The following is a 12,169-nucleotide window of genomic DNA, read 5'->3' as shown; positions in this document are numbered from 1 at the left end:
GAGAGGCAATGTGCATCGCAGGCCGCCGTGAACAGCAATCTGCCGGTGATCCTTCAGGAGGGGCATCACCAGGTTCAGCATCTTAGGGGCGGGGGGCCGGAGCGCCCCTCGGGTTGCTCCGGCCATCCGAGTAAACGGCTGTTCAGTTGAACAGGCTCGAAACCGATTCTTCCAACGCCGTGCGGTTGATCGCTTCGCCCATCAGCGGGGCGATGGAGACGGCGCGGATGTTGGCGGCGGCCTTGATGGCAGCGGTCGGCTCGATGGAGTTGGTGATCACCAGTTCCTTGAGCTTGGAGGCAGAGACGCGGGCAACTGCGCCGCCGGACAGAACGCCGTGGGTGATGTAGGCCGTCACCGACTTGGCGCCCTTGTTCAGCAGCGCCTCTGCCGCGTTGCACAGGGTGCCGCCGCTGTCGACGATGTCATCCACGAGGATGCAGTCCATGCCATCGACGGTGCCGATGATGTTCATGACCTCCGATTCGCCCGGACGGTCGCGGCGCTTGTCGACGATGGCGAGCGGCGCATCGATTCGCTTGGCCAGCGCACGGGCGCGCACCACGCCGCCGACGTCCGGCGACACGACCATCACGTTGTCCGTGGCGTAGCGCTCCTTGATGTCGCGGGTCATGACCGGCGCGGCAAACAGGTTGTCGGTGGGGATGTCGAAGAAGCCCTGGATCTGGCCTGCGTGCAGGTCAAGGGTCAGGATGCGGTCGGCGCCGGCTTCGGTGATCAGATTGGCCACCAGCTTGGCGGAGATCGGCGTGCGGCCCGAGGCGCGGCGGTCCTGGCGGGCATAGCCGAAGTAGGGGATCACTGCGGTGATGCGGCGGGCCGAGGAGCGGCGCAGCGCATCAATGATGATCAGCAGTTCCATCAGGTGGTCATTGGCGGGGTAGCTTGTGGACTGAACCACGAAGACATCCTCACCACGGACATTTTCCTGAAGCTCGACGAAAATCTCCTGGTCAGCGAAACGCCGCACCTGGCAGGCAGCCAGAGGAACATCCAGATATTTGGAAATTTCTTCGGCAAGCGCGCGATTGGAGTTGCCCGCGACAATTTTCATGGGCGACTGGTCCTTTTGTGCGACGCGGCAACGCCGGACCCGGAAGGCCCCTGCCTCACGTCTTCAGTTACGCGTCCATGTCACGCACCAGGGCGGTGCGCAGCACCCTGAGTTTTGCTTGTCTCAGGCGGCGGCGTTGTAACAACCCCGCTGCCTTCCGACAACACCACAAAAGGCCATCCGGCTGCTTTTTTCTGCTGCGTTGCACCTAAGGTGAATACTTAGACGTGCAATTGATGCTTCAAAGGCTCAATACGTGTTTACCCAGGCCTTCAGCTCAAGCACCGTACGGGCCGCGACTTGCTTCAGGGTGGACACATCCACAGCGGCCCAGGGATCACCGCTCACGCCGGAAGTGGCCTCGGTGCCGGAGATGCGCGTCAGGCGCACGCCATTGGCATCAAAGACGTCGAAAACGAAAAAGACCGAGCCGCCAGCCGCCGTTCCGGTGGCTGTCAGATATCCTTTGACGCGGTAGGTCGGCTTGGCGTCGATGCGGCGCACCAGCTTCAGCCGCTCGGTGCCCGCCCGGGCGCCGATCTCCTGCGCCAGTTCGTCCGCCGTGTTGCCCGGAGCACCGGTGAAGGGCTCAAACGCAAAGGTGGCCTGGCTTGCGGGAACCTTCGGAGCCGGAGTGAGGGCCTGGTTTCCCGGCACGGACGGGGCGACAGTCCTTGGTGTGGGCGCTGTCTGGTTGCAGGCCGCAACGGCGAGAAGAAGGGTCGCGGCGCAAAGCCTCTTGGCCGTGGAGGACATGAGTGTCGTCATCTGTTCCCGAATACCGTTTCTGGTGGCGGCGGCCGCAGTCGCCTGAGCGCCGGAAATCCTGTGTGTGGACAGGTTTAGCTTGCCTTGACCGGAAGGTCGAGAGGCAGTTCCGAAAGAGAAACAGGTCCATCCACGCCAGTCAGATAGGTCCGGCCCAGTGACATGGCCGTTTCCGAACCCGAATCAGCCAGAATCATGTGCATGAAGATGACCATGTTCGGTTCAACGGCAGCATCATTGCCGCTATAGGCCATGGGCCAGTCCATCCAGCTGGGCGTGAAGCGGGCGCCGAGCGAGTAGCCGCAGGCATTGAGCCGGTGGGGCAGCATGTTGCGCGCATCCATGGCGCCGGCATGGGCGTCGAAGATCTCGCCAAAGGTGCAGCCGGTCTGAAGCTTGCTCTCAACGGCCGCCAAGGCCTCGCAGCAGGCTTCGTGCATGACCATGTGGCGGGGCGTTGCGGCGCCAACCGCCACTGTGCGCATCAGGGCGGCGTGATAGTGCCGGTAGGTGCCGGCCAGTTCCAGCGTGATCTGGTCTTGCGGCGATAATGCCCGGCGGCCGGATTTGTAGCGGCACAGCAGGGCATCACGGCCCGAGCCGATGATGAATTCATTGCCCGGATAGTCGCCGCCGCCCTCGAAGATGGCCGTATGCATCGCTGCCAGAATGCGTCCTTCATCCGCGCCGGGGCGGATTTCGTCGAGGCCGGCCAGGTAGGCGGCATCTGCGAGTTTTGCGGCCTGCCGCACATAGACCAGTTCTTCAGCGCTCTTGATCGCCCTGAGGCGCGGGATGATGTGCGAGGCGTCCGACAGTTCGGCGAAGCTGCGCAGGGCTTCGTCCAGCTCGCGGCCCAGCTTTGCGGTCAGCCCGTGGGTGTCATATTCGATGCCGAGCCGGGCTCCGAGCAGGTCCATGTCGAAGAGCATGTCCTTCAGCTGACCCACCGGGCTGGCGCCGCCCCGGTCTACCCAGATGCGGATGTCGGAGATGTTGGATGTGTGCTTGGCCTGCCGCTCGTCGGCCGAGCGTGTCAGCAGCACCTTGCGCCCGTCGGCCGTGACGACCAGGCACTGGAAGAAGCAGAAGCCGAAGGTGTCATAGCCCGTCAGCCAGTAGTTGCTGTCCTGTGCGAACAGCAGCATGGCATCCAGCTTTTCGTCTTCCATCCGGATCCTCAGCCGCTCGAACCGGCTCTCGAATTCCGCGTCGGTGAAATGCAGCGCCATCGGGTCAGTCTCCTGTCAGCACGAGTGCGGAAATCTGGCGGCCATAGTCCGGCTCCTTGCGGTGCGTCGTGCGCCGGTAGGAGAAGAAGCGGGCTTCATCGGCATAGGTGCACAGACCAAGGCTTTCGGCCCGGCCCGCGCCTGCCGCCTGCAGACGGGCGATGATGAAGGCCTGCAGATCGAACATGAAGTGGTTTTCGCGCCCCGACGTGCCGAAGAAGCGGCTGCAGCCGGGCGCTTCCGCCTCGAAACGCTCGCGGAACTCCGGGCCGACCTCATAGGCGGCGGCCGAAATGCAGGGACCGAGCACGGCGATGATGTTCTCCCGCCTTGCGCCGAGCTTTTCCATGGCCGCCAGCGTGTTGTCGAGCACGCCGGTCAGCGCGCCGCGCCAGCCTGCATGAGCCGCGCCGATGACGCGGGCCTGAGGATCGGCAAACAGCACGGGGCCGCAGTCGGCGGTGGACACGCCGATGGCAAGGCCGGGGGTGGCGGTGACCAGCGCATCCGCCGTGCGGTCTTCGTCTTCCATGAAGGGGCGGCTGACAGTGATGACGTCGGGCGAGTGCACCTGATAGGGCGAGACGAGCTGCTCCGGTCCCACGTCCAGCATACCAGCAACGCGGGCGCGGTTTTTCAGCACATGCGACCGGTCATCATCGGAGCCAAGGCCGATGTTGAGGCTGCTGTAAATGCCGGTGGAAACGCCGCCTTGCCGCGTGAAGAAGCCGTGGCGGATGACGCCGGGCAGGGTCAGAAGGTCAGCGGTAATCATCAAGCTTCTCCGGAATTTGCGCCAGCGTGCGGCGGAAGAGCCTCACTGTCAAACGGGGCGGGAACAAGGCCCGGTTGAGCAACGGACAGCACCTTGAAAAGTTCGCCCATTTCCTGAGGCGCCGCCAGCCGCTCCACCTCGCCGCGGATGCGTTCCTGCATGGAGGCGTCTTTGCCGGCGCCCAGTTGCCCGGCCCGCTCAAGCAGCCCCATGCGCAGCAGGAACTCGCCTTGCGTCAGCGGTGAGGCTACGGTTGCCCCGCCGCGCCGGGCAGCAGCGGCCAGCACCTCGAAATCCACATGCGCCGTCAGATCGGCAAGGCCGGGTTCGGCCAGCACATCCTGATAGGCGTGGCGGCGCAGCGCCTGCAGGGTGTCGCCGGGGGCAGAGCGCAGGTAGCCGTAGTCGATGAACAGGGCTGTCCCGCCATGCGCGGTGATTCTGGTGGCAGCTTCCTGCGCAATGGCGGTGGAGAGCGGCGAGGTTTCGAGGATGGCGCCCAGCGGGGCGTTTGCGGCGGTCTGAGGAATGGCCGCCAGCGGCAGGCGGCCGGGACCCGTGCCGAAGGCGAGGGCTCCGGCCTCACTCAGCCCGACCATCCGCTCGCGCCAGCCCTCGGGCGTTCTCACATATTGATGGATGGGCAGCGCATCGAAAAATTCGTTGGCGATAAGGATCACCGGCCCGTCCGGCACCTCGCGCAGGCTGTCATGCCAGTTCGGCGCAAGCGGCGCATTGGCAAGCGCTTCGGCCTGCCGGGCCTTCAGCCGGGGGCTGATTTCGACGAGATGCAGGCTGGCAGCGCGCAGGAAGGCCGGGCGCAGGCTTGCCATGCGCAACAGGTCTGCCATCAGCGTGCCGCGCCCGGGGCCGGTTTCCACCAGCCGCACGGTCTGCGGCGCGCCCATAGCCTCCCACGTGGAGAGGACGAAGGCGCCGATGAGCTCGCCGAACATCTGGCTCACTTCCGGCGCGGTGATGAAGTCGCCCTTCGCACCAAACGGCTCTGCGGCCGTGGTGTAATAGCCGTGCTGCGGATCGGCGAGGCAGGCGGCCATAAAGGCGGCCACTGTCATCGGGCCTTCCGCCGCGATCTGGCGGATGAGCTTTTCCTTCAGCGGCGAGGCAGGCAGGGTGTCTCTCCTCATGCGGCCTTCGCTTTGCGCCAGCTCCAGACCATCAGCGCGATGCCGGCGATGATCATCGGGCCGGACAGCAGCATGCCCATGGTGAAGCCGCCGGGCAGGAAGCCGATCTGGGCGTCGGGCATGCGGAACTCTTCGGCGATGGAGCGGGTGATGCCATAACCGGCGGCAAAGGCACCTGCCAGGAAGCCCGGCTTCTGCAACAGGCCGAAGCGGTGCGACATGAGGCGCAGGACGAGGAACAGCAGCACGCCTTCCAGCGCTGCCTCATAGAGCTGGCTCGGATGGCGCGGGATGTAGCCGCCGGAGGGGAACTCCACCGCCCAGGGCACATCCGTGGGGCGGCCCCACAATTCGTCATTGATGAAGTTGGCGAGCCGCCCGAAGAAAAGCCCGATGGGCGCGGCAATCCCGGCAAGGTCAAACAGCGTCAGCAGCGGGATGCCGCGGGCACGGGCGAACAGCACCATGGCCAGCACGGTTCCGGCAAAGCCGCCGTGGAAGGACATGCCGCCGTTCCAGACGGCGAAAATCTCCACCGGATTGGCGAGATAGGTCAGCGGGTCATAGACCAGCACATAGCCCAGCCGCCCGCCCACGATGATGCCGACGGTGCCCCAGGTGACGAAATCGTCAATATCCACAAGGCCGGGCCGGGGAACGGCCTGCCACAGCCTGTCCTTCTGCACCGCAAGGCGCATGTAGCGCCATGCCAGCAGGATGCCCACGATGTAGGACAGCGCGTACCAGCGCAGTGCGAAGGGGCCAACCTCGAAGATGACCGGGTCAACGGCGGGGAAGGGCAGGGCGAGAACGGGCATGCAGGGTCCAGTGCTGTTGATCCGGGGCGATTTGCCAGCGGCACCAGACCTTGCGCATTCCCCCCGGTGCGTCAAGGCGCTGCATTGCCGCCTTGAACTTGGAGCAAAAGGTCAATACCTGTGTGACACGGCCCGCAGTGCCTCGCCGGATTGGTCCGGAGAGCAAGCGCAAGGGTGGGCCGTCACCATCTTCAGGAGTGCGTCATGACCCAGGGCCCGAACAGGATTTTCGACGATTTCGCCAAGCTCATGACTGACGCCGCCGGTGTGGCGCAGGGAGCCCGCCGTGAGGTGGAGACCGCTTTCCGCGCTCAGGCCGAACGTTTCCTGGCCGATATGGATCTGGTGAAGCGTGAGGATTTCGACGTCGCCCGTGACATGGCGGTGCGCGCGCTGGACCAGATCGAGGCTCTGGAAGCCCGGATCGCGGCGCTTGAGGCAAAGCTGGCTGAAACCGAGGCAAAGCCTGCCCGCAAGGCCAAGACCGAGGGCTGATCAAGCCCTTGCGGCTGCAATGCAGCGGCGGCGGAAGGCGTTTCCGCCGTCACAATGCCGTGAAGCGGCCTGCGCCGGTGCGCAGGAAACAATCGTCCACAGGATTTGATCAAAACCTCAGGCCGGTTTCCTGCTGCATTTGCGAAGGAAGTTTATATACTGATTCCAAACAGGGATTCGCACGCGCCCCGAAATGGGTCCTGTTTTGACCCTGCCGCCATCGGCGGTTTGGCGCGGCCTCTGTTCAGGGGAAGACGCTGGATTTGCGGAAATCCGCCCCTTATCCGGCTCCCGTAAACGGGGAGGATCGCCATGAGCCTCATCGAAATCGACTTTGAACGCCCCGACAATCCCGTCGATCTGATCGAACACGTGGCTGCGCTCAACGAGTGGGCTTTCGAGCGTTCGGATGATGACGAGATCACCATTTCCATCGGCGGATACTGGTGCGACTATCACGTCTCCTTCTCCTGGATGGAGGAGCTGGAGGCCCTGCACCTGGCCTGTGCCTTCGATCTGAAGGTCACCGAGCCGCGCAAGACCGAGGTGATGCGCCTCCTCTCGCTCGTCAACGAGCAGATGTGGATGGGTCACTTCGATCTGTGGAGCAAGGAAAACGTCATCATGTTCCGCCAGTCCCTGCTGTTGGCAGGCGGTGCGGAAGCTTCCGGTGCGCAGATCGAAGGGCTGCTGGCCAATGCGCTGGAAGCCTGCGAGCGCTATTATCAGTCCTTCCAGTTTGTTGTCTGGGCTGGCAAGACAGCTCAGGAGGCGCTGGAGTGCGCCCTGTTCGAGACCGCAGGAGAAGCATGAGTTTTTCAGCTGAGCGCCCGTTCGCCGTTGTCGGCGCGGGCAAGATGGGCGGCGCAATGATCGCCGGATGGATGGCCCGCGGCGTCGATGCCGCCAGCCTTCTGGTCGTTGATCCCGCGCCGCCCGCCGCTCTCGTGGCCCAGCTGGACAGCCACGGCATTGCCCATGCGCCGAAGGTGCCGGAAGGCGTCAAGGCGGGTATGGTTCTGCTGGCCGTCAAGCCGCAGATCATGGGCGATGTGCTGCCGGGGCTGAAGCCTGCGGTGGCTGACGATACGCTGGTGCTGTCGGTTGCCGCCGGCACGCCGGTGCGCACCTTCGAAGCGGCATTCGGCGATATCGCCGTCATTCGCGCCATGCCCAACACGCCCGCCATGGTGGGGCGTGGCATCACCGCGCTTTACCCCAACGCCCGCGTCACGGCAGCTCAGCGCGAGACCGCCGGACAGCTTCTGTCGGCGATCGGTGCCGTCGAGTGGCTGACCTCGGAAGAGCAGATCGATCTTGTCACCGCCGTCTCCGGCTCGGGCCCTGCCTATGTGTTCCTGCTGGCCGAATGCCTGGCGGAAGCTGGCCGCCGCGCCGGTCTTCCGGCGGATCTCGCCGCCCGCCTTGCCGAAGCAACGGTGAGCGGGTCAGGGGAACTGATGCACCAGTCTGACGACACGCCCGCAATCCTGCGGCAGAACGTCACTTCGCCCAATGGCACGACGGCTGCGGCTCTTTCCGTGCTGATGGCGGAAAACGGCCTTCAGCCTCTGATGGATGCAGCTGTCGAAGCTGCTGCCCGCCGCGCCCGGGAACTCGCCGGTTCCTGACGCGGCTGCCGCATTGCTTGCCTTTGCCTCTTCCATGCGGACAGGATGTGCCTACCTATAAGGGGAACACATCCTGCCAAGGCATCCAAGAAGGAGGCGGACATGGCACCGGAAGCAGAAGGCACCGCAGGCAAGACCGGGAAGAGCGGCCGCAAAGCCCCGCCACGTTCCGATGACCGGACGATGGCCGTCGAGGCTTTTCTCGGTCTGCTCGCCACCCGGTCCTACGCGGACATTTCCCTGACTGATATCGCCGAAGCCGCCGGGCTGAAGCCCTCGGCTCTCCGGCAGGCGGTTTCCGGCAAGAGCGAGCTTCTGGCTGCCTTCGCCGGGCAGGTGGATGCCGCCGTGCTGGATGGCCGCGATGACAGCATGTTTGACCAGCCGCCGCGCGACCGGCTGTTTGATGTGCTGATGACGCGGCTGGATGCGCTGGCCCCCCACAAATCTGCGCTGGCCCAGCTGCGCAAGGACGCCATGCGTGATCCGGCGCTGGCCATGTGCCTGAACGGTATTGCCGTGCGCTCGCAGGGCTGGATGCTGGCCGCTGCCGGTGTTTCCATTCCCGGCATCAAGGGCCGTCTGGTGCAGCAGGGGCTGGCGGTTTCCTTCGCCCGTGTGCTCGAAACTTTCCTTGAGGAGGAAGACGAAAGCCTGCCGCGCACCATGGCAGCCCTCGACAGGGAACTGGACCGGGGCGAGGACTGGCTGCGGCGGCTGGGAGCGGTGGAACGGGTGACGCGCCCCGTGGCCTGCGGCCTGATCAAACTCGCCGGCAAGGCGATGTCCCGCCGCAAGTCCCGGCGCGGCGAAGCAGCCTCAGGGGCCACCTCTGAGGCTGGCGGAGAGGCTGCGGCTCAGCCGGTCTGACGTCCTCTGCCTGTCTGCAAGGGCTTGCGCGGTTGCGCCGGGCGCGGCACTGTGAAGATCCTTTCGCATGGATTTTCCGGAGACCTGCCATGACCCCGAGCGCTCCCGCGCAGCCGATCAGTTTTGACGATTTCCTGAAGGTGGATATCCGCGTCGGGCAGATCATCGAGGCTGCGCCCTTTCCCGAGGCGCGCAAGCCGGCGATCAAGCTGGTGATCGATTTCGGCCCGGACATCGGCATCAAGAAAAGCTCCGCCCAGATCACCAGACACTACACCCCGGAAGGCCTCGTCGGCCGCCGGGTCTTGGCGGTCGTCAACTTTCCCCCGCGCCAGATCGGCCCGATGCGCTCGGAAGTCCTGACGCTCGGCGTGCCGGATGCCGACGGCGAAGTGGTGCTCATTGCCGCCGATCAGGACACTCCGCTGGGCGGGCGCCTGTTCTGAGCTTTACCCGGGAATGCGGAAGCGGGCCCTGAGGCCGCCGAGGGGGCTTTCTTCCAACTGGATATCGCCGCCGTGGCTGCGGGCTATGTCGCGGGCGATGGCAAGGCCAAGGCCGCTGCCGGAGGCGTCCTGATTGCGGGCTTCGTCCAGCCGGTAGAAGGGGCGGAAGACGTTTTCGCGCTCCTCTTCCGGAATGCCGGGTCCATCGTCGTCGATGATCACGGTCAGCCAGCCGTCCACATGGCGGCCCTGAATATCGACACGGCTGCCGTGCCTTGCGGCATTCATGACGAGATTCATGAGGCTGCGTTTCACGGCATTGCGCCGCATTTCCACTTCCGGCTCGCCGGTGAAACTGGAGGAAACGCTGGCACCGGAAATCTCTGCGGCCTCCTCCAGTTCCTCCAGCATCAGGGTGATGTCCGCCGTTTCCACGGCCTCGCCGTTGTCGCCGCGCGTGAAGGCGAGATAATCCTCCAGCATGTTGCTCATCTCGTCCACGTCACGCTTGAGGCCTTCGGTCTCCGGCGTCTCGGGGATGAGGGCAAGCTGCAGGCGGAAGCGGGTGAGGATCGTGCGCAGGTCATGGCTGACACCGGCCAGCATGGTGGTGCGCTGGTCGATCTGCCGCTCGATGCGCCGGCGCATTTCGATGAAGGCCTGTGCGGCCCTGCGCACCTCGCGTGCCCCGCTGGGGCGGAAATCATCCACCGGACGGCCCTTGCCGAAGCCTTCCGCCGCATTGGCCAGCCGCTCGATGGGCCGGATCTGATTGCGCAGGAACAGCATGGCAATGGAGATCAGCACCAGAGAGCTGCCAACCATCCAGACCAGAAAAATATGCGAGTTGGAGGCATAGGTCTGGCTGTGGCGGGCCACCACGCGCAGCACCTTGTCCTTGAGTTGAATGCGGATCTCGACGAAGCGGGAGCGGCCGATGGTGTCCACCCAGAAGGGCTTGCCGATACGCTGGGAGATCTCGCGGCTGAGATTTTCTGCGACCAGATCGAAGAAGGCCCTGGGCCGGGGAGGGGGCAAGGGCTCGGGGGGCAGGATGGAGACGGACATGTCCAGCGTCCGGCTGCCCATTTCCTCGATCAGCCGGTAATCCGCATCCTGGGGGTAGTTCTCCAGCGTATAGACCAGCGCCGCGATTTCGCGCACCACCGCCTGTGACAGGCGGAAGGTGACCTGCTGGTAGTGCTGTTCCATGATCACGAAAGCGAGCACGGACTGCAGCAGCACCATGGGCGTGACGATGATGAGCAGCGCGCGGGTATAAAGCCCCTTGGGCATATGGCGGTAAATCCGCCCGGCCACCCTGTCATAGATGAAGGCGAAGGGGACCAGCAGCGGATGCAGCAGCTTGCCCGCCAGTTTCGCAGCCGGGGCCAGAAATGCGCCAAGGCCTGCGAAAAGGCTGCGGAGGCGGGCGGGCGCTTCAGTCACAGGCCAGCCTGTAGCCGATGCCGCGCACCGTCTGCAGATAGACCGGATTGGCCGGATCATCCTCGATCTTGCGCCGCAGCCGGTTGATCTGCACGTCCACCGTGCGCTCGCCAAGGCCGCTGTCATCACCGACGATCTTGTGCCGCGGCACGGTGGCGCCGGGCTGTTCGGCGAAAATGGTCAGGATCTGGCGCTCGCGGTCGGTCAGGCGGATCTGGCTGTCGCCCCGGCGCAGCTCGCCCCGCTCCGTGACGAAGACGAAGGGGCCGAAGCGGATTTCCGGCTGGCGGTCTATCCTGCGGGTGGCACCGCGCCGCAGGATGGCGGCGATGCGCAGCATCAGCTCGCGCGGGTCGAAGGGCTTGGGCAGATAGTCATCCACCCCGGCCTCAAGCCCGGCGATACGGTCTTCCGCCTCGGCGCGGGCCGTCAGCATCAGGATGGGCACAGGGCTGTCCGCCCGCAGCGAGGCCGCAAGATCCAGCCCGTTCTCGCCCGGCATCATGATGTCGAGGATCAGGAGGTCAAAGGCGAGGCCAGACAGGCAGCGCCGGGCCTCGGCGGCGTTGGCGGCTGTTGTCACCCGGTAGCCGTTCTCCTGCAGCACCCGGCCCAGCAGATCGCGGATACGGCTGTCGTCGTCAACCAGCAGGATGTGGATGGCGTTGTCGTCCGGCACCCGTGTCATTGCGTCAAGCCTCCGTATCGGCCAGCTCGGGCGCTGGGCCGCTGCTGCCGCTTTGGGGAATGTTGGAGAGCATGCGGGCCACCTCGGGCCGCCGCTCCGGATCAATCATCTGGAACAGGAACTGGCGCACGATGGCGGCATCCTGTCCGGGCAGGGCATCCACGGCTGCGTTGATGCGCACCGCTTGCAGGGCATCCAGCTTGCGGGAGAGCTTGTGGCCCTTGTCCGTGGTGTGCAGCAGGCGCTGGCGGCGGTCCGTCTCGCCGGGGCGCTGATCGATGAAGCCTTCATCCACCAGCTGCTTCAGCACCCGGCCAAGGCTCTGCTTGGTGATGCGCAGGATGGCGAGCAGATCCGATACGCGGATGCCCGGATTTCTGTCGACAAAGTGCAGTACCCGGTGGTGGGCACGGCCAAATTCGAGCCCGGAGAGCAGCTGATCGGGGTCTGCGGTGAAATCCCGGTAGGCGAAGAACAGCAGTTCGATCAGGTCATAAGGCGTGGACCCGGTGGTTCCGCTGCCTGAAACGGGGGTGCTGTCTTGGGCCATCTGGGGCGCTGCAGGTGCTGTCTTGAAATTTATGTCAGCCATATTGACTTATTTCTGATCGATTGTTACCTGTAGCGGCACCTTGACGAAATGTTCGGTCGCATGCGCCCCCGTGCCGGGTGTTTGTCCGGATCGTACATGGCCCTCATTCCCTTAAGAGAATCCGGGCCCGCCGTCTCGTCAAAACAAGATACCGATTGTTACGGGTGCATGCAAAACTCCTG

General features: G+C 64.7%; 14 protein-coding genes. 5 read left to right on the top strand and 9 right to left on the bottom strand.

Going from position 1 to position 12,169, the window contains the following annotated elements; genetic code table 11:
- Positions 1 to 142: 142 nt before the first annotated feature.
- From IF10I1_RS03115 to lgt, 6 genes are all read right to left on the bottom strand, one after another.
- On the bottom strand, positions 143 to 1,075 hold the full coding sequence (locus tag IF10I1_RS03115; RefSeq protein WP_019963947.1) for a ribose-phosphate pyrophosphokinase: 933 nt from the start codon (positions 1,073 to 1,075) through the stop codon (positions 143 to 145).
- Positions 1,076 to 1,324: 249 nt separating this feature from the next.
- Entirely contained in the window at positions 1,325 to 1,843 is a 519-nt protein-coding gene (locus tag IF10I1_RS03110; protein WP_208977566.1) for a hypothetical protein, read from the bottom strand.
- A gap of 74 nt (positions 1,844 to 1,917) precedes the next feature.
- Positions 1,918 to 3,075: a Xaa-Pro peptidase family protein gene (locus tag IF10I1_RS03105; protein WP_050474997.1), complete on the bottom strand. Its 1,158-nt coding sequence runs from the start codon at positions 3,073 to 3,075 to the stop codon at positions 1,918 to 1,920.
- Between the two features lie 4 nt (positions 3,076 to 3,079).
- The gene (gene pgeF / locus IF10I1_RS03100) at positions 3,080 to 3,853 is read right to left on the bottom strand and encodes a peptidoglycan editing factor PgeF (protein WP_371328663.1); all 774 of its coding nucleotides are present in this window, start codon (positions 3,851 to 3,853) and stop codon (positions 3,080 to 3,082) included.
- Positions 3,850 to 4,998: a class I SAM-dependent methyltransferase gene (locus IF10I1_RS03095; protein WP_186391168.1), complete on the bottom strand. Its 1,149-nt coding sequence runs from the start codon at positions 4,996 to 4,998 to the stop codon at positions 3,850 to 3,852. Before IF10I1_RS03095 ends, pgeF begins: the two co-directional genes overlap by 4 nt.
- Positions 4,995 to 5,816, bottom strand: coding sequence for a prolipoprotein diacylglyceryl transferase (lgt, locus tag IF10I1_RS03090; protein WP_094463807.1), 822 nt, complete (start codon positions 5,814 to 5,816; stop codon positions 4,995 to 4,997). Before lgt ends, IF10I1_RS03095 begins: the two co-directional genes overlap by 4 nt.
- Positions 5,817 to 6,020: 204 nt before the next feature.
- Here lgt and IF10I1_RS03085 point away from each other — a divergent pair, with 204 nt between their 5' ends.
- The 5 genes from IF10I1_RS03085 to IF10I1_RS03065 all read left to right on the top strand — a co-directional run bounded on the left by IF10I1_RS03085 (position 6,021) and on the right by IF10I1_RS03065 (position 9,258).
- Positions 6,021 to 6,311: an accessory factor UbiK family protein gene (locus IF10I1_RS03085; RefSeq protein WP_019963953.1), complete on the top strand. Its 291-nt coding sequence runs from the start codon at positions 6,021 to 6,023 to the stop codon at positions 6,309 to 6,311.
- 312 nt (positions 6,312 to 6,623) lie between these two features.
- A complete protein-coding gene (locus IF10I1_RS03080; RefSeq protein WP_019963954.1) occupies positions 6,624 to 7,124 on the top strand; it encodes a YbjN domain-containing protein in 501 nt (166 codons plus the stop codon).
- Positions 7,121 to 7,942, top strand: a complete 822-nt coding sequence (proC, locus tag IF10I1_RS03075) for a pyrroline-5-carboxylate reductase (protein ID WP_186391167.1) — start codon at positions 7,121 to 7,123, stop codon at positions 7,940 to 7,942. Before IF10I1_RS03080 ends, proC begins: the two co-directional genes overlap by 4 nt.
- A 102-nt stretch (positions 7,943 to 8,044) precedes the next feature.
- Positions 8,045 to 8,812, top strand: coding sequence for a TetR/AcrR family transcriptional regulator (locus tag IF10I1_RS03070; protein WP_186391166.1), 768 nt, complete (start codon positions 8,045 to 8,047; stop codon positions 8,810 to 8,812).
- Between the two features lie 89 nt (positions 8,813 to 8,901).
- On the top strand, positions 8,902 to 9,258 hold the full coding sequence (locus IF10I1_RS03065) for a tRNA-binding protein (protein ID WP_186391165.1): 357 nt from the start codon (positions 8,902 to 8,904) through the stop codon (positions 9,256 to 9,258).
- Between the two features lie 3 nt (positions 9,259 to 9,261).
- On the opposite strand, the gene IF10I1_RS03060 is transcribed toward IF10I1_RS03065, so the two are convergent.
- From IF10I1_RS03060 to IF10I1_RS03050, 3 genes are all read right to left on the bottom strand, one after another.
- Positions 9,262 to 10,554, bottom strand: a complete 1,293-nt coding sequence (locus tag IF10I1_RS03060; RefSeq protein ID WP_208977578.1) for an ATP-binding protein — start codon at positions 10,552 to 10,554, stop codon at positions 9,262 to 9,264.
- 145 nt (positions 10,555 to 10,699) lie between these two features.
- On the bottom strand, positions 10,700 to 11,395 hold the full coding sequence (locus tag IF10I1_RS03055; RefSeq protein WP_019963959.1) for a response regulator: 696 nt from the start codon (positions 11,393 to 11,395) through the stop codon (positions 10,700 to 10,702).
- A 4-nt stretch (positions 11,396 to 11,399) separates the two neighbouring features.
- Positions 11,400 to 11,945 carry a MarR family winged helix-turn-helix transcriptional regulator gene (locus IF10I1_RS03050; protein ID WP_058899235.1) on the bottom strand — a complete coding sequence of 182 codons (546 nt, stop codon included), beginning with the start codon at positions 11,943 to 11,945 and terminating at the stop codon, positions 11,400 to 11,402.
- Between the last annotated feature and the right edge of the window lie 224 nt (positions 11,946 to 12,169).

The organism is Pannonibacter sp. I15F10I1 (assembly GCF_900185665.1).
In the GTDB taxonomy this organism is placed as follows: Bacteria; Pseudomonadota; Alphaproteobacteria; order Rhizobiales; family Stappiaceae; genus Pannonibacter; species Pannonibacter indicus.
This window is presented reverse-complemented; position numbering and strand designations above follow the sequence as displayed.